General features: G+C 41.1%; 14 protein-coding genes and 1 pseudogene. 9 read left to right on the forward strand and 6 right to left on the reverse strand.

Annotated features, from left to right (window positions below; genetic code table 11):
• Positions 1–48: 48 nt before the first annotated feature.
• Positions 49–264, reverse strand: a complete 216-nt coding sequence (locus tag ASU00_RS04230) for a hypothetical protein (protein WP_057912186.1) — start codon at positions 262–264, stop codon at positions 49–51.
• Positions 257–883, reverse strand: a complete 627-nt coding sequence (locus ASU00_RS04235; protein WP_057912187.1) for a sigma-70 family RNA polymerase sigma factor — start codon at positions 881–883, stop codon at positions 257–259. The genes ASU00_RS04230 and ASU00_RS04235 overlap by 8 nt, the downstream gene beginning before the upstream one ends.
• A gap of 157 nt (positions 884–1,040) precedes the next feature.
• On the opposite strand from ASU00_RS04235, the gene ASU00_RS24325 reads away from it, so the two are divergent.
• From ASU00_RS24325 to ASU00_RS04255, 5 genes and pseudogenes are all read left to right on the forward strand, one after another.
• The gene (locus tag ASU00_RS24325; protein WP_081088496.1) at positions 1,041–1,205 is read left to right on the forward strand and encodes a YvrJ family protein; all 165 of its coding nucleotides are present in this window, start codon (positions 1,041–1,043) and stop codon (positions 1,203–1,205) included.
• Between the two features lie 398 nt (positions 1,206–1,603).
• A complete protein-coding gene (locus ASU00_RS04240) occupies positions 1,604–2,428 on the forward strand; it encodes a GNAT family N-acetyltransferase (protein WP_057912188.1) in 825 nt (274 codons plus the stop codon).
• A 23-nt stretch (positions 2,429–2,451) separates the two neighbouring features.
• A pseudogene (locus ASU00_RS04245) lies at positions 2,452–2,895 on the forward strand (DinB family protein); the annotation flags it as partial.
• A 430-nt stretch (positions 2,896–3,325) separates the two neighbouring features.
• Entirely contained in the window at positions 3,326–7,141 is a 3,816-nt protein-coding gene (locus tag ASU00_RS04250; protein ID WP_057912189.1) for a bifunctional 2',3'-cyclic-nucleotide 2'-phosphodiesterase/3'-nucleotidase, read from the forward strand.
• A gap of 182 nt (positions 7,142–7,323) precedes the next feature.
• Positions 7,324–8,190: a DUF4349 domain-containing protein gene (locus tag ASU00_RS04255; RefSeq protein ID WP_057912190.1), complete on the forward strand. Its 867-nt coding sequence runs from the start codon at positions 7,324–7,326 to the stop codon at positions 8,188–8,190.
• Between the two features lie 50 nt (positions 8,191–8,240).
• Here ASU00_RS04255 and ASU00_RS04260 read toward each other — a convergent pair whose 3' ends face one another.
• The 3 genes from ASU00_RS04260 to ASU00_RS04270 all read right to left on the reverse strand — a co-directional run bounded on the left by ASU00_RS04260 (position 8,241) and on the right by ASU00_RS04270 (position 11,440).
• Positions 8,241–9,608: an amino acid permease gene (locus ASU00_RS04260; RefSeq protein WP_057912191.1), complete on the reverse strand. Its 1,368-nt coding sequence runs from the start codon at positions 9,606–9,608 to the stop codon at positions 8,241–8,243.
• Between the two features lie 406 nt (positions 9,609–10,014).
• Positions 10,015–10,362: a phage holin family protein gene (locus ASU00_RS04265; RefSeq protein ID WP_057912192.1), complete on the reverse strand. Its 348-nt coding sequence runs from the start codon at positions 10,360–10,362 to the stop codon at positions 10,015–10,017.
• Positions 10,363–10,549: 187 nt separating this feature from the next.
• Complete coding sequence (locus ASU00_RS04270) at positions 10,550–11,440, reverse strand: TetR/AcrR family transcriptional regulator (protein ID WP_057912193.1); 891 nt, start codon at positions 11,438–11,440, stop codon at positions 10,550–10,552.
• 494 nt (positions 11,441–11,934) lie between these two features.
• Between ASU00_RS04270 and katA the strand changes: the two genes are divergently transcribed.
• Positions 11,935–13,389: a catalase KatA gene (gene katA, locus ASU00_RS04280; protein ID WP_057912195.1), complete on the forward strand. Its 1,455-nt coding sequence runs from the start codon at positions 11,935–11,937 to the stop codon at positions 13,387–13,389.
• Positions 13,390–13,602: 213 nt separating this feature from the next.
• The gene (locus ASU00_RS04285) at positions 13,603–14,796 is read left to right on the forward strand and encodes a M14 family metallopeptidase (RefSeq protein ID WP_057912196.1); all 1,194 of its coding nucleotides are present in this window, start codon (positions 13,603–13,605) and stop codon (positions 14,794–14,796) included.
• 397 nt (positions 14,797–15,193) lie between these two features.
• Here ASU00_RS04285 and ASU00_RS04290 read toward each other — a convergent pair whose 3' ends face one another.
• Positions 15,194–15,514, reverse strand: coding sequence for a hypothetical protein (locus ASU00_RS04290; protein ID WP_413783505.1), 321 nt, complete (start codon positions 15,512–15,514; stop codon positions 15,194–15,196).
• A gap of 258 nt (positions 15,515–15,772) precedes the next feature.
• Here ASU00_RS04290 and purT point away from each other — a divergent pair, with 258 nt between their 5' ends.
• The gene (gene purT / locus ASU00_RS04295; RefSeq protein WP_057912197.1) at positions 15,773–16,930 is read left to right on the forward strand and encodes a phosphoribosylglycinamide formyltransferase 2; all 1,158 of its coding nucleotides are present in this window, start codon (positions 15,773–15,775) and stop codon (positions 16,928–16,930) included.
• A 390-nt stretch (positions 16,931–17,320) separates the two neighbouring features.
• Positions 17,321–18,187, forward strand: a complete 867-nt coding sequence (locus ASU00_RS04300) for a helix-turn-helix domain-containing protein (RefSeq protein ID WP_057912198.1) — start codon at positions 17,321–17,323, stop codon at positions 18,185–18,187.
• The last annotated feature ends 159 nt before the right edge of the window (positions 18,188–18,346 follow it).

An 18,346-nucleotide genomic window follows, 5' to 3' on the forward strand; every position in this document is an offset into this window, starting at 1 on the left:
AGAAAAAAAGAACCAGGTCCAGCTTGAATTGGACTTGGTTCTTTTTCATTATTTTTGCTTAGTCAAGAATTGGGCAAGGAATTCCTCGAAATTAGGTGCCTCGATAGCGGCGATTTTTTCATAGGATTCAATGATTTTAAGTTTTATCTCTTGTTCCAAGTCATTTCGGTCTTGATAGTTTGTGTTTTTTAATGATTTTTTTATTTTAGGATTCAAAGAATCGATAAGGTCCACCAATTCCTCTTTTGACAGTTTTTTATCCACAATGGCTTTTCTCCTTTCTGTTATATACCTCATCCATATAGTGCTTGCGGAGTTTCATCAGTGCTTGTTTGCGGATGCTTGAAATATTCTGCGGTGACTCATGGAAATAGGCTGCAATTTCCTTGTTGGATAGTCCATAAGAAAAGACCATGGTCAGTACGAGATTTTGTTTGGCCGTTAACTTTTCCAAGGCTTTTATCATCTCTTCATCACTGATATGTGAGGATAGATCATTCGTTTCCCCCATTTTTTCTAGCTGAACATCGTAATTGCCGACTCGATCGATCATACCGACAGCATCGCTCGGGGTCGCATCAAGTACCATTCGATAGCGTTCCCGCTGCTTCCGTACCCTTTTATCAAAATCAACCGAGAAAAAATAAATCAAGGAGCACATGTATTTATATACCTTAGCCCTGTAATAGAAAATTTTGAAAGTCTCGTTGAGATGACATATGTTGTGAGAAGAAGGGGAGTCAAGCGTCTCGGTGAGAATCTTCATATGCTCTGGGTTTTGTAAAAATACTTGAATGATCGGTTGTTCAAAGAAAGCTGAATACTGTTGCTGTAAAAACTCCAATGAATGAGAAAAAAAATGAGAAGTTAATGGGTTCATCATTGTTATCCCTCCTTTAAATATTAAAGTGATAGGCAAGGGGAATAAATCAATTATATAAGAACATTTGTTCTTTTATCCATGAATCAATAGTGCTAGATTGATTTTTCTTAAAAAGTTTCACTTTAGATAGCAGATACAAAGAAAAGGGGTGAAGAGGATGATGATTGAGGATGCTACTATGTGGGTTTCATTAGTTAGCGAATTTGGCTATCCATTCGTCGTTTCTATGTTTTTGCTCTTCCGCTTCGGTAAACAATTAAAAGAACTGACAACGGACGTAGAGAACTTAAAAAAGTCCGCTCATAAAACGAAAAAACGATAACCTCAGGACGTATGTGCCAGGTGATAAACACCGAATTTCGGATTCTATTCAATAAAGGGATCCGGAGTTCGGGTATAAAGAAATAGGTCGATTGAATATCAACATCCCTCCTTTAAATAGTCAAATAAAAAAACTTGAACCATTATTTGGAATATAACACAAAATAGGTAAAAAATAATCCTCAATTGGAATCATTTTACTACAATAATTCATCCGTCCATGGAATTAGATATGAAATCCTCCTCTTGTACGATTTTAGTTTTATGAATTAAAGTGAAAATACTTTTAAAAAAACAACATTCCCAGAAAATTTACAAAAACTTGCGGCATCCCATAAAGGGGTGCTGTTTTTCTTATTATTTGGTAATAAACTGATAATATGAAAAAGGGAGGTGGGAATGTTGAATGAAAAACAGCTGGAAGATATTCGAATCCTACAACACGAATGTGAACGGGAGGATTTCTCATTAAAGCTGAACTGGGAGACACTTCGGAGTCGAACTGGTGTGAATAAGAATGATTTTCTTCATTATGATGAATCAAAACTTGTTGGCTTTCTTGGCCTTTACGATTTTGGAAATAAAGTGGAAATGTGCGGTATGGTACATCCTGATTTTAGGAGGCAAGGAATTTTCACGAAATTGGCTCAAGAGGCGATAGAAAGCGCCAGGAAACGGAAAGATAAGTTGCTTATCTTGAATTCGCCTGCTCAATCTTCTTCTGGAAAACATTTCTTATCGCAGCTGCCGTGCAAACTTGCTTTTTCTGAATTTCAAATGAAATGGTCCGAGACCCCCCTGGTAGATTATGAGGATGTCGTCGTTCGCCCTTCACAGAGAGAGGATGAAGAAACGGAGGTTCAGCTGGATATTCATTGTTTCCAATTTACAGAAAAAGAAGCGAGGGAATATTATCAGCGCATCCTTTACGAGAACACGTTGAAAACAATGATGATCGAAAAGGATGGCAGAGCAGTTGGGAAAATCCGTGTTGATCACTCAGGGGGGGAAGCGTGGATTTATGGTTTTTCCATTTTCCCGGAATTCCAGGGGAAAGGAATTGGCAAAAAGGTACTAAAAAAGGTCGTAACCGAACAATCGCAACACGGATATGATATTTTTCTCGAAGTCGAGGCGACTAATGAGCACGCTTTAAGACTCTATGAATCTTGCGGATTCAAAACGATCGAACGTCAGGACTATTATCAATACAAAGGGATGTAGGCATTGTTAGGGGGCAAGGATGGATGTTGACTTTCTTCAATTATAACTGGCAGGTGCGAAGTGAGTGGTTCAAGTGGTGCCAATCCTTGCCGATTGAGGAGCTGAATCGGCAACGCACAGGGGGGATGGACACTATATTGAGGACACTCGTCCATATCATTGATGTCGAATGCAGCTGGATCAGGGCCATACAAGGAAAGCCTGATGTCCCGATCGATTTGGACGCTTATGATACGATCGATAAAGTGGTAGATTTATCGATCCGTTATCATTCTGAGGTTATGGACTATTTGAGCTCTCATGGAATTGGTGATGAGCTTAGAATGATCCAGCCATCTTGGATGGAGGGAACATAAGAAAAAGGCAGGATATTGCGCCATCTGATCGCTCACGAGATTCACCATATAGGCCAGCTATCCATCTGGTCGAGGGAGATGGGCATCGAACCGGTATCCGCCAGTTTAATAGACTTTTTAGGCTTATTTTGGGCTCTTCTCGTAAAAAAACGAAACGATTTAGATTGCGAGACAACAAAGTATGTCAAAACAGCCTTATATATAGAACGGGTATTGCAATTTGCTTTACCCGTTTTATATGTTAATAGGAACTCCACAGGTTCTTGAAGTAAGACTCAAAAAAGAACGATACGCTGTAGCATGCTGGTTCATTTGTATGGACCCGCTTTTTTATAAAGGAAACTTTCTTCCTAAGGTTTCAATGAGTTTCGATAATGATTTATCCATATTCCAAGGTAAATCGTACTATTGATACAGAAATGAAGCGGGAAAAAAACCCGTTTATTGAAAATGCATAATATTATGGTAAATTTAGCGACGATATCAATAAATTCATGTTATATTATTCTAGCATTTCATAAAAATAGAAGGGTTGTGAAGTATGTCGTTCAAGATTCAAGTGAAAAAAATGCTCGCCCCGATTGTTGCTGTAGCTCTGATTGCAGCTCCAATATCCGTACCGGGAGAGGCATTTGCCAAAGAGGATTATAAAAAACCGGCATCTAAACCATTTGTCATATCGGCTCCTGCCATTAGCTATGGAAAAGGCACCAAGGCAACTGTAACTGTCATACCGAAAAAAGGCAATAAAGGATACGAAAGCGTTGTCTTTCAGTTAATGAGTGGGACGAAGGTCATTTCACAGTCAGCCATTGAAACGGATATTAAATCGGCTCAAAAATTCTCTGCGTACTTCAACTCGTACAAAGCGGGTGATTGGGTTAAAGTATCGGTGGTTTCCAAGTATAACGGCAATACGAGTAACTTCGGCAACAGTTTGGCAACCTCCGTTTCAGATGCACCATTTGAATTAAGGATCATGGAAACGACGGATTTACACACGAATCTAATGAGCTATGATTATTATAAGGATGCCCCATCGGATGTGGTCGGTTTTTCCCGTACGGCAACTTTAATCAAACAAGCACGAAAAGAAGTGAAAAATAGTGTATTAGTGGATAATGGCGACCTTATTCAAGGCACACCACTAGGTACGTACAAAGCGAAGATAGCTCCATTGAAAAAAGGCGAGGTACACCCTGTCTATAAAGCGATGAACCTGCTTGATTATGATATGGCCACATTTGGCAATCACGAGTTCAACTATGGGTTATCTTATTTGGACGAAGCCATCAATGATGCGAACTTCCCTTATGTGAATGCTAATATTTATCAGAAAGATAAAGATAATAATCCGAAAAATGACAAAAATAAGTATACGCCTTATAAAATCGTTTCCAAAAAGGTAAAAGATATCAATGGAAATGAAAAAACGGTAAAGATAGGCTATATCGGATTTGCTCCGCCGCAAATCATGGATTGGGATAAAGTGAATCTTGAAGGTAAGGTCATTACTAAGGAGATCATCACGACTGCAAATAAATACGTACCTGAAATGAAGAAAAAGGGCGCGGATGTCATCGTGGCGCTTACACATTCCGGTTTCAGTGGAGATACTAAGAATACCGAGGATGTCATCTATTCATTAAGTAAGGTATCCGGTATTGATGCGATCACGTTCTCGCATACACATAAAGTTTTTCCGGCAAAAGATGAAGCATCATTGGACAGCCTGTTTAAAGATAGCCAAGGTAAGGTCTTAAAAGGTGTGGATAATAATAAAGGGACCATAAATGGAGTACCGGCCGTTCAAGCAGGATATGGCGGCAGTAATCTAGGGATCATCGATCTTGATATTCAGAATATTAAAGGAAAATGGAAGATCGTTCAATCGGGTTCATCAACTCGAGCAATCAACGACAAAGTTACAGGAAAAAAAGCGGCTGAAGATGCATCTGTCGTCAAAGCCGTGAAGAAGGATCACGAAGGAACGATCAAGTATGTCAATACCCCGATTGGAACGACTACTGCTCCGATCCATAGCTACTTCGCCCTTGTGCAGGACGATCCGTCGGTACAAGTCGTGACGAGCGCCCAAAAATGGTATGTAGAGAAATACATTCAAAGCAATCGTCCTGAATACAAAGACTTGCCGATTCTCTCTGTAGGAGCGCCGTTCAAAGCGGGCCGCAATGGAGTTGAAGAGTTCACCGAAATCAAACAAGGCGGTTTGACCATCCGTAGCGCCGGCGATTTATATTTATATGATAATACGTTGAAGGCAATCAAGGTCAAAGGATCCGTTGTAAAAGAATGGATCGAAATGTCAGCCGGAAAATATAATACAATTGATCCTGCCAAGACCGAGGAGCAGGAATTGCTTAATGGAAAGTTTGCCGTTTATAATTTTGATGTGATCGACGGCGTTACGTATCAGATCGATGTCACCAAAGCTCCGCGCTATGATGAAAAAGGCACAAAAGTATCGGATTCAAGCAGGGTTGCCGATTTAAAATATAATGGCAAACCAGTTGATCCGAATCAGGACTTCATCGTCGTGACGAATAATTACCGTGCTTCGGGCGGAGGAAACTTCCCGGGAGTCAAGGGCAGTGAATATGTAGTGGACTCAGCGGATGAAAATCGCCAAATCTTGATGGATTACATTGCCCAAGAGGGCGAGATCAATCCAACCACTGATAAAAACTGGTCGATTGCCCCTATTTCAGGGAATGTGAATGTTACTTTCACATCATCACCAAAGGGTGCGGACTACTTACATGAAGACAGCCCGATTACTTATACGGGTAAAAACGATGATAAAGGCTTTGGCATTTACAAATTCAATCTTGGAAAAGAAAACGTTAAGGTGCAATTGCTTGGGATCAATGATTTTCACGGCCAGCTTGACACGACCTCCGATTTTGGCGGCATCAAACAAGGGCGTGCCGATTATTTAGCAGCGCATCTAAAGCAGCGTAAGCTTGAAAACCCTGAACATACTCTTTTACTATCGGCAGGCGATGCTGTCGGCGCGAGTGCCCCTGTATCTTCTTTGGTCCAGGACAAACCGACACTCCAGTTTTTGAATAATATGAAATTCGATGTCGGAACCGTCGGGAATCATGAATTCGACAAAGGGGTAGAAACCCTGATGGCCCAAATCAATGGCGGAAAGTCGCCTACATCCGATGTGGTATTCGATAAATTGAATTTTCCATATGTAGTTGCCAATGTTGTATATAAAGACACGAAAAAACCCATTTTGGACCCTTATGTTATAAAAAACGTCGGTGGAGTTGATATTGGCTTCATCGGTGTAGTCACTAATTCGACACCTCAAAAAGTCAGCCCTGATGGCATTAAAAATGTGGAGTTCATCGAACAGGCACCTGCCGTGAATAAGGCGGTTGCTGAATTGAAGGAAAAAGGCGTCAAATCGATCGTCATCATCTCACATGACCCAGGCACTGAAAAAGACGGAGTCATCACAGGCGAAGTGGCTGATCTTGCTAAAGCCGTGGATGATGAAGTTGATGTGATCTTAGCTGGAGATAATCATGCAAAGGTCAACAACTATGTCGATAATAAATTGATTGTACAAGCCTATTCTTATGGTACTGCTTTCGAAGATGTTGATTTGGAAATCGATCCGACGACGAAGGAAATTGTCAAGAAGTCGGCTGAAATTGTGACGGTTACACAAGATACCATCTCAGCTGATGCAGGAACGACAAAGTTCATTAACGACTATTTAGACATGTTCCCAGAGTTGAAGGCCCCAATTGGGACAACGGATGAGAAGATTTTAAGAACGAATGCCTATACACAGGAAACGGGACTTGGGAATTTAATTGCCGATTCCATGAAGGCTGATTTGAACTCCGATTTTGCGTTCATGAATCCAGGTGGAATTCGTGCAGACATTCCGAAGGGTGAAGTAACTTTTTCCGATTTGGCGAAAATCCAGCCATTCGGCAATGTATTGGTTAAGCTTGAGTTAACCGGAGCGGAAGTGAAAACGTTGCTTCAACAGCAATGGATCGTGGAAGGAGCTCCAAAAACGTTACAAATATCAGGACTGAGCTATACAGCTGACTTCAGCAAACAAGTCTCGGAACGTGTTACGTCATTGAAGAAGGCCGACGGGACACCGATTAAGGATGACGAAACCTACACGGTGACCGTCAATGACTTCATGGCAAGCGGCGGCGATAACTACACCGTCCTGAAAGGAAAAGAGCGTGTATTTGGTCACGCTGATCTAGAAGCTTTCGTTAACTATGTGAAAGAAACGTTCAAGGGCGGAAAGATCACAGCAGATATTGAGGGACGAATTACGAATATTAATAAGTAATTGAGATTACTCACGAAATCCTGATAAGAGAGGGCGTTCCGGCATACGTTGGGACGTCCTCTTTTTTGTTTAGAGATTCCTTTAAAGCTCGATACCCTTCTTGACTTGAGATAGAAAAAACAACTGAGTGTAACTTTTTTCCATAACGCTCGTCGGTACTAGTAAGAAAAGGAGGACTGGCGATGAATTGTAAAAAAATGATGTGTATATTCAGCATATTCCTTTTGCTTGCGGCATGCAGCAGCATTGAAAATGAGGATTCAGTGTCCCAATCGGAAGATGAAAAAGCGAGCAGTAAAATGGACGTTTCCTTTTCCAGCAATAAGAAGCCGGAAGAAAAAGTCGCAGAAAAAGAAGAAAATACGGATGAAAGGAGGGTCATCCATCAAGCTCAGCTTGAATTGAAGGTAAAGAACCTGGAGAAGGTACAACTGAAAATTGAGGATAAGGCGGAGGAATACGGAGGGTATGTCATCGAATCCAATGTTTATCGGGAAAATGAAGAAAGGACGGAGGGAACGATAACGGTACGAGTGCCTGAAGACCGTTTTCATGACTTTCTTGCATTTAGCGAAAGTGAAGCCTTAAAAGTGGTCGGAAGAAATGTGACCGGACAGGATGTAACCGAGCAATATGTGGATCTAAAAGCAAGACTGAAGTCGAAGAGAACTGTAGAGGAAAGGCTGCTTGCTTTTATGCAGGAAGCTAAAAAGACAGAAGATCTGCTGAGAATATCATCCGATCTTGCCGCGGTTCAAGAAGAAATAGAGCAGCTTACCGGGCAAATAAAGTACCTTGATAACCAGACCTCATATTCGACGATAACCATCACGATGACACAGGATATGATCATTGTGCCGGGCATTGATAATGGGGAATTGAATACATGGGAGCGAACGAAAAAACAGCTTGCAACGAGTGCGAATCTCTTGCTTAAAGCTGGTTCTGGAATCATCGTATTTATAATTGGAAACCTGCCTACCCTCATTATTTTAGGGATAGCGGGTCTGTTGGTCCACTGGGTGATGAGAAGAAGAAGGGAAAAGTAAGCGTAACAAAAAAGAGAGTGCCCAAACTTGATAGGGCACTCTCACTTCATTTATCTTTTTCGTTTATGCAAGCCTGTCACATAATACAAGACTACTAGCAGGATGATCCAAATCGGACCAACGATCAAAGCGATTCTGGTGTCTGCTGAAAAGCCGAGTACAACCATCACGAACACTAAAAAGGCTAGAGTGAGATAAGAAGTGAATGGGAAAAGAGGCATCTTGTAAGATAAACCTTGTTTTTCCCCCGGACTCATTTTCCGCCTTGACATGATCTGGGTGACAAGGATGGTACCCCAGGTCCAGAGTGCACCAAATGTAGCGACACTTGTAACGTAACTGAAAACTTTTTCTGCTTCCATATAGTTCAGGTAAACACCGAAAAGAAGTACGACAGCCGAAACGATAATGGCCACGCCAGGAACGCCCGATTTTGTTGTACGTTCGAAGCTTTTTGGTGATTCACCTTGCTGCGCTAAGTTAAATAACATCCTACCCGTACTGAAGATACCACTGTTACATGATGATAGCGCCGCAGTCAGAACGACGAACTGAATGATTCCTGCTGCACCCGGTATTCCGATTTTGTCGAACATCATCACGAATGGACTGTCTTTACCATTCATTTGATCCCACGGAGTGATCGAGAGAATGACGGTAAGAGCTAAAACGTAAAAAAGTAAAATGCGATAAAAAACGGTATCGATGGCTCTTTTTAAAGATTTTTCAGGGTTCTTTACTTCACCCGCGGTCACTCCGAGCATTTCAATGCCGAGATAGGCGAACATGACCATTTGGAACGAAAGGATGACACCGGAGATTCCATTAGGGAAAAATCCGCCATGTTCAACCAGGTTGCCGAATCCAACCGCGATCCCGCCATTTCCCAGTCCGAATAAGATCATTCCGAAGCCAAGGACGATCATAAGGATGATCGTAACGATTTTCACTAGGGCAAACCAAAACTCCAATTCACCGTAAGCTTTTACAGCAAGAAAGTTAATTAAAGTCATGATGGCAAGTGCGGCTAACGCCCAAGCCCATTGCGGTGTATCAGGGAACCAGAATTGCATATAAATGCCGACTGCCGTAATTTCGGCCATACAGGTGGCAATCCAGACGAACCAGTAATTCCATCCGGTGATATATCCGGCAAGAGGGCCGACAAATTCGCTCGCATAGCGGCTGAAAGAGCCTGCGACAGGATTCTTTATCGCCATTTCCCCTAGTGCCCGCATGATTAGATAGATCATAAGCCCGCCAATAGCATACGATATGATTATGGCAGGACCGGCCAATTTAATCGCAGATGCCGAGCCGAGAAATAGACCGACACCAATGGCTGCGCCAAGAGACATTAAGGCTATATGTCTTTCTTCCAACCCTCTGTGCAGTTGAGATTCTTTGGAGTTTTGCATATTTTTCCCCTTTTCTATGTTGGAGTTTCATTTGCTCTACCTAGCATTTTATCACTAGTAGGGCCGCTAACATATCATTTATTGATTTTTCACATAATATTACAACTAAATAATATATTTTAATAGATAGATTGTAAAGAAAAATATGAAAACGCTTACCATAGAAGAAACTCCCTAGATTATTACCTTATAAAATATACTAATAACCCTTTTAATTGTTATTTAAACAAAACTTAATTATGTGATTTTTCTAAATTTTTAGACTATGTTCCTTAAAAAAACGACCCATGTCGAATGCTTTGTCAAAAATGAGAGAATACAGCAAGTGAAGGGGTGCGGAATATAGGGGAATAGCCCGGGAAATATCGAAGCTTGTTGTGCTGTGGAATCGAAAAACCGTCAGCAGCTACTGACGGTTTTTTGTACTCTTTTTTATAAGCAGGCTTTGGATGAAACTCAATAACAAAGACCCGATTAAAGCTCCCCAAAAGGAATGGATGACAAATCCACTGACTACGTAGGAAGTGATTTGAAATGTGAAGGCATTGATGATGAACGAAAACAATCCGAACGTCAGGATGGTAATCGGCAAGGTAATAAGCTGTAAAATGGGCCGAACCAGCAAATTCATGATCGATAATATAAAGACCGCGAGCAGCGCTGTTCCGTAAGATTTAATCGTAATGGAGTCGAGAAGCCAGTCAATAACGAGGAGTACCAACCCGTTGATAAGAAAACGCATGATTATATTCATGAAAACTCCTCCTGAAGTCTTTTTTCTACAAGTCATTATACTAAAATTCTGCCAATATCAGTTATATGTTTGCAGAATTGTCACAAAAAAATGAGGAGGTACGGAGCGTAAAAAAAGCAAAAGACTCCAGGAAAGGAGCCTACAGGGGTTCTATCAATCTATCGGAATCCCGGATTTCGCCTTCCATCTAATTATTGGCAATGATTTTTTCGAATTCACTTAATTCCACCGTTTCCTTAAGCATTGGATCAGTCCTTAGGGACAGCAGCGCACTGTCGATGAGAAAGATTCGAGGGTCAGCGTTTTGTAAAATTTCCTCCTGGATAAAATGGATCAATTTTAAGTTTTTCACCCGTTCCGCTTCATTCTCCTGACAAAGCTTAAAGATCACCTTTTTTAGGTCGTTAGCAGAGTGCAGGAGCGCTGTATGAAAATCCTCCTGTGTATGGAAGCAGTCAGGCAGCCATTGCTTAATAAGATCAGGCTCCAATAGCTGGACGTTGGAGCTGCTCACATCTTCGAAAATCGTGATAATCCTATTCACACAATAACGAATGATTTCCGTAGGGTTGAAATCAGGCTCTCTGGCCAAGGCGTTAAAATGAATCATTTGATGCATCATTCCAGAATAAAGGATGGCACAGTCCAAAATATACGGTTTCTTCTCGACACCGAATATGTCTAGAAACCGTTTTGAGAGCCAATGTATATATTGGAACTTAACATGGGTTATGAAATTCTTAAGCTCTGTGTCATTGGAAATCATGACTTCTTCATATAAAGAAAATAGTTTACTACTTTTATTGGAGTGTATTTGTAATTCGGATTGCTTGATGAATATTTCGATATCTGCAAGGTTTTGCCCGATAAGCAGTTCATTCCGTTCCTTTTCCAATTTTTCTTGCGCGGAAAGGAAGACTGCCTTAAGCAATTCACCTTTAGAGGAAAAATAGTTGTAAAACGTTCCTTTGGAAATGCTGCTGTAATCTAAAATATCCTGGATCGATGTTGCTTGATATCCCTTTTCAATAAATAATTCGTGTGCGTATTTAACTACAAGTTGCTTCCGCTCATTCATCTATATCACCCTTAGTCTTATTGGCCGGACATTTTAACGTAATAGTATCTTATTTTCCAGGTGAACACAAACCGAATATCACCAAATCCATCAGTAAAGAAAGGGGAAGGGACCGAGCCTTTTGAGGGACAATGGACAGGCTGGAGCTGTCTGCATTACTTTGCATTAAAGTCACAGGGCGATGAATTCGTTTGTAATAGGTATTGCTGCCTTAAGTAAAGCATTCATTGATGTTCGGCTGCTTCTCGGTTACCATGCCATTGGATGGAGAGTGAATTAAATCGGTTATTAATGAAGGAATTTCAGGTAGGGGGAGCGTATACCATATTAGGGTTCTTTTTGTCGCTGGTAGTCCAATCGCTTTCCAGCATGCTATTGTGTCGGGAATACTATGAAATGATTATTATATTAAAATTATTACAAATAAGTATTGATTTTTTTCTGATAAGCTTTATCATTATATACATAAATAGTAAAGAAAAGGTGGTTCAATTATGACGAATAAGAAAAATCTTACAACAAGCTGGGGCGCACCAGTTGGGGATAATCAGAACTCAATTACGGCTGGACAACGCGGTCCTGTACTCATTCAAGACGTGCACTTATTGGAAAAACTGGCCCACTTCAATCGTGAGCGTGTACCTGAACGTGTAGTTCATGCGAAAGGTGCTGGCGCATTCGGTACTTTCGAGGTGACGAACGACCTTTCTCAGTATACGAAAGCTAAGCTTTTCAATGGTGTTGGCAAGAAAACGGATTTATTTATTCGTTTTTCCACGGTAGCCGGTGAATTGGGCTCCGCTGATACAGTCCGTGACCCACGCGGATTTGCCGTTAAATTTTACACGGAAGAAGGAAACTACGATATCGTCGGCAATAATACGCCAGTATTCTTTATTCGCGATGCGATTAAATTCCCTGACTTCATCCATACACAAAAGAGAGATCCTAAAACACATTTGAAAAACCCTACGGCAGTCTGGGATTTCTGGTCACATTCACCAGAATCATTGCACCAAGTGACGATCTTGATGTCTGATAGGGGAATTCCGGCTACACTTCGCCATACACATGGGTTCGGTAGCCATACATTTAAATGGGTCAATGATGAAGGAAATGGCGTTTGGGTGAAATATCACTTCAAAACAGAGCAAGGAATCAAAAACCTGGATGTGGAGTTAGCTGCAAAACTAGCGGGAGAAAACCCTGATTATCATACGGAAGACTTGTTCAACAGCATCGAAAAAGGGGACTTCCCTGCATGGAAACTATATGTTCAGATCATGCCTTTGGAAGATGCCGACACATACCGTTTCGACCCATTCGATGTTACGAAAGTATGGTCGCAGAAGGATTATCCGCTAATTGAGCTTGGCCGGATGGAATTGAACCGTAATCCTGAAAACTATTTTGCAGAGGTGGAGCAAGCGACGTTCTCTCCAGGAACATTCGTGCCAGGAATTGAAGCTTCCCCAGACAAAATGCTACAAGGACGCCTATTCGCCTATGGTGATGCTCATCGTTACCGTGTGGGAGCGAATCATAACCATCTGCCGGTTAACCGTCCGAAGGTGGAAGCGAACAACTACCAGCGTGATGGCTTCATGCGTCCCGATGACAACGGCAAGGGCTCCGTTTATTATGAGCCGAATAGCTTTGGCGGACCTACGGAATCAACGGAAAATAAAGTCGCTCCTTTTGAGATTACTGGGCAAGCTGCCCAGGTTGGCCATAATTCCGATGATCACTACACGCAGGCGGGCGACTTATACCGACTATTGAGTGCGGAAGAGAAAACTCGCCTCGTGGAAACGATTGTGGGCGCAATGAAGCCTGTCGAATTGGAGGAAATCAAGCTTCGTCAACTCGGTCATTTTTACAAAGCCGACCCAGAATACGGTACACGAATTGCAGAAGGTTTAGGCTTGGTCGTACCACAAGAAGTGTAATAACGAAGTGCAAGCAGGCATCCATGGGTGCCTGCTTTTTTTTGTTCGAATTTAATTTTTCCAAGATGATGGATGGCCTGATTACTTGCGGATGAATTGCTTGTCCGAAACGATGAACGGTGGAGCAATGCTGCCGTTTGAAACCTCTTCAGCGAGATCTTAGCCATAATCAACGTAAATGAGCATACATATATGGGTAAGTGGAGGTGCAGTATGGACGTTTATGTGCGGCAGAATGACTCTTTGTGGTATTATAGCCAACTATTTAAGGTGCATTACGAACTGATCATTGATTCCAATGGAGGAATCGATCCACAATCCCTCATGATCGGTCAGAAAATCAAGATTCCCGGCTTCACGTCGACGGCATATAAGATTAAGCAGGGAGATTCATTATGGGGAATTGCCAAAGCACGTAATCTCTCATTGGATGCCTTATTTATGGTTAATCCTAGCCTCAACCCGAATGCCCTGCAGGTGGGCCAGACGATCTTTGTGCCAGTAAGGATTACGTGGAGGCTCATTCAAGGGAGTCAGAAATATGACTATGAAACATTGCTTACCGATGTTGGGCGGCTGAAAAGCATTTACCCTTTTATTCAAACCTCCCCGATTGGTGACACGGCATTAAATAGGAATATCCCCGAAGTGTTGATCGGCCAGGGAGAGAAGCGAGTTCATTATAATGGTTCGTTTCATGGGAATGAATGGATTACGACCCCTGTAATCATGACCTTTTTAAATGATTATTTACTGGCAATCACGAATCAAACGGATATCCGCGGCCTTTCTCTTTTTCCATATTACCAACAAACATTACTATCGATCGTCCCGATGGTGAACCCCGACGGAGTGGAATTGGTGCAAAATGGACCGCCGGCAAATGAGCCTTTGCGAGCACAGCTCGTGAAATGGAATAATGGCAGCGAGGATTTTTCTGGCTGGAAAGCGAATATCAATGGTGTCGACCTGAACGACCAATTCCCTGCCAAGTGGGAAATGGAACAGGCTCGCAATATGGTAAATGATCCAGGTCCGGCAAATTATTCGGGAAAAGGGCCACTAACGGAGCCTGAAGCGATTTCAATGGCAAATTTAACGCGAAAGCGTGATTTTGCCAGAGTACTGGCATTCCATACACAAGGAGAGGTCGTTTTTTGGGGGTTTGAAGATATGGAGCCGCCAGAGTCTGAAACGATCGTCAATGAATTTGCGAGGGTAAGTGGTTATGAGCCTGTCAAATCCGTCGATAGTTACGCAGGGTATAAGGATTGGTACATTCAGGACTGGAGGAAACCCGGGTTTACCGTTGAGCTTGGCAAAGGAACGAACCCGCTCCCTATATCACAGTTCGATGAAATTTACCAAAAGTCGCTTGGGATTTTCTTGGCAGGATTGTATATGTAAAGATTGAACAAGCAAAAACGCTCTACTCCTAGTCGATGGGGAAGAGCTCTTTAGTTCTATTGAATTAAAACGGTAAGGGCTGCTGCAAAAAATAAGTAAAGGAAAGCTTTACTTATCGATTGCATGATCAAGTCGTTATGAAGCCTAAAAAAATAACGGACATCCTCCGTCATTCGTCCAGGAAATGCAGCCCCAGCTATAAGGTACCTTAATCGATTTACGGTAAAGAAGTTTGACCTCTTTAGCGCTAGTATTGGCCCCACCTACGCCACATACTTTGACGGCCACGCATGCCATCCAACCTATATTCATTATAATAGAAAGCGCTTACATTTACAAAAGTAATCGTAGTGCAAATTTCGACATTCCAAGCTTTCGACAGGAGGAAAGCTTGGAGTCAGATTGCAGCCATGAAATCCTGGAGCTTTTTCGTTAGCCCTCCCTTGCCAAATTTAATCAACTTCGCCCGTCCAGTCGTATTTTCAGAGACAGATGCGTATTCCAGAAAAGCTAAAAGGTTGATTCGCCGGCATAGAATGTCGATGATCCCATTTTCATGTAACCAATTATCAATCGTATTGTAAACCCCTCTATTCAGGGCATATTGCTGCTGACACCAATGGAAGAACATCCGGTCCGGAAGATTAAGGTATTCCATTTCTTCCAATCTTTTATTGTCAGCTATTCTAGGTAATTGGCGATGCGTTTCCTCTTGCATAGTGTAGGCCTCCCTCATTGTGAAAAAACCCGTTATGAATAGAGAGCCACCAGTCGACTAGTCAGCATATATTTTCCTTGTATAAAAAAGAATAAGACTATTATTCTTATGTGTCAAGTGGGTTTTAAAATACTTTCGGAAATCATTTTAAAATCGTGTTTATTGCCTGTATTTATTTAAAATACGAATAAATATTTATATTTATTCGATTATAGTTCGTATATAATGTGTTTGAGGTTATGAAGGGGGAGAGGCTGAATGTATAAATCCAAAAAGATTTTATTATTGGGCTCAGGTGAACTGGGGAAAGAGATTTTGCTTGAAGCACAGCGGCTTGGGGTGGAGACAGTTGCCGTTGACCGCTATGAGCATGCCCCAGCCATGCAGGTTGCACATCGCAGTCATGTCATCGATATGCTTGATGCTGCACAACTTAGGGCAATTGTGGAAAAAGAACAACCGGACTTGATCGTCCCGGAAATCGAGGCCATCGCTACAGCAGCATTAGTTGAACTGGAAGAAGAGGGCTTTACCGTCATTCCGTCGGCGAGGGCAGCTAAATTAACGATGGATCGTGAAGGAATCAGGAGACTTGCTTCCGAAACCTTGAAACTTCCTACTGCCGCCTACAAATTCGCTGATACATATGAAGAATTTGTCCAAGCCGCCAAGGAAATTGGCTTTCCGAATGTCGTAAAACCGCTTATGAGTTCCTCAGGGAAAGGGCAAAGTGTGTGCTATACAGAAGGTGACCTAGAGGAGTGCTGGAAAATCGCGATGGAAGGCGGACGGGTTCAAAATGGACGAGTGATCATTGAAGAATTCATCCGTTTTGATTCAGAAATCACGCTGCTGACCGTTCGAGCCGTAAACGGAACCATGTATTGTGCTCCCATCGGCCACATTCAACAGGGTGGGGATTATATCGAATCGTGGCAGCCGCATGATATGACGGAAGTACTGATAAACGAAGCAAAGCGGATCGCCCTTGCCATTACAGATGAGCTTGGAGGATACGGACTATTCGGAGTCGAGCTTTTCCTTTCCGGAGATAAAGTCTACTTCAGCGAAGTATCCCCCCGTCCGCATGATACGGGACTAGTGACAGTAGTGACACAGAACTTATCCGAGTTTGCCCTGCATGTTCGAGCAATTCTAGGATTTCCCATCCCTGAAATCAAGCTGATCACCCCAGGAGCAAGCCGTCCATTAAAGGCGTCCAAGGAGTTATCGGAATATTCGATAGTCGGTGTTGAGAACGCATTGGCTGTACCGAATACGGAGGTGCGCATCTTCGGAAAACCCGTTACCAAAATTGGGAGAAGGGTCGCCGTTGCCCTGTCATCCGCTGATTCGACCGAGGCTGCCAGGGAAAATGCAGCCCGGGCTTTGGAATGTTTAACGGTAGAGAAGTAAGTGGAAAAGGCGCTCCTCAAGTTATCGTTAATTTCAGTTTTCAGTTGCTCCAGTTGTGACTGCTTTCGATATAGTGGTAACATCTATTACAAAAGATATAAAACAGCCCTGTTTCGAAAGGAAGCAGGGCTGTTTTGCTTTATGGTTCATAATACTTATTTATATTGTATGTCAGAATCATAGCAACTACAAATTTTTTGTGAAGTCAAAATTACTGCTCCAATTATAGTAAGTATTCCTAACATAAAATAAATAAGTTTGCATTTAACATTCTTCATTATTTTCCAACCCCTTCCATTACTTTTATTATAAAATATGGTAATATAAGTATGACGAAAGAACTATATTTTTTCATATATGAAAAACTCAAGTTTTAGATTGGAGTAATTTATGAATAGGTATGGAAGGTTATTTAGGAAATTAAGAAAGGAAAAAAATTACTCATTAAAAGAGATTGCAGAAGGAAATATTAGTGTTTCATTTCTATCAAAATTTGAAAGAGGAGAATCTGATATATCCCTAACGAATTTTTATTCTTTACTTGGAAAGTTAAATATAACGCTGGAGGAATTTTCTTTTATAGCAAACAATTATAAAAGTATTGATTTTGAAGTGTTGTTAAATGAAATGAAGATTGCATATGAAAATAATAATTTATTAATTTTAACTGATCTTAGAAAAAAGGAAATTGAATTATGGAAGACTAGTAGATTAGATTTTCATAGATGTAATGCCATTATGATCGGTGCTTTATTATATAATCTGGACAGTGATAAGAAAGTAACTGAAGATGAAAAAGACTTTTTAAGTAATTACTTGTTAGCACATGATAGTTGGGGATATTACGAAATGGTTATATTCGGAAATTCAATGGGGGTATTAACACTACAAGCAATTATCACTTTATCTAAAGAAGTTTTAAAAAGATCGCAGCTTTATCTCAATTTAAGGAACAATAGGACAGAATCAATAAGAATAATATTAAATACAATAGTGTGTTGTATAGAAGGAGACAAGCTTTCAGAAGCATTATACTTTATTTCAACTTTAGAAAATTTAATTGCTAATCATAACTATTATTTTGAGAAGAATAAACTATTATTTCTCAATGGGATATATAAAATTAAAATGGGTGAGATAGAAAATGGAGAAATGTTTTGTCGAAAGTCAATATTAATAATGAAAGAACTAGATTCGTCTTCTGCTGCATTAAACCATGAAGATTACCTGGAAAAATTATTAGAAAAATTAGAATAAAAAGATTATTGTCAAATATGAAAAGATATCATTGTGCTTTTCTCCCTGTTGTAAAGTATAGTTATCACTTACGAAAGGAGAGTTGTTTCTTATGAAAATCACAAAAGTTAAGAAGATTGTTAGTAAAAATGTATCAGCATCTTTACGTGGAAACAATCA

The organism is Peribacillus muralis, from assembly GCF_001439925.1.
Lineage (GTDB): Bacteria > Bacillota > Bacilli > Bacillales > DSM-1321 > Peribacillus > Peribacillus muralis.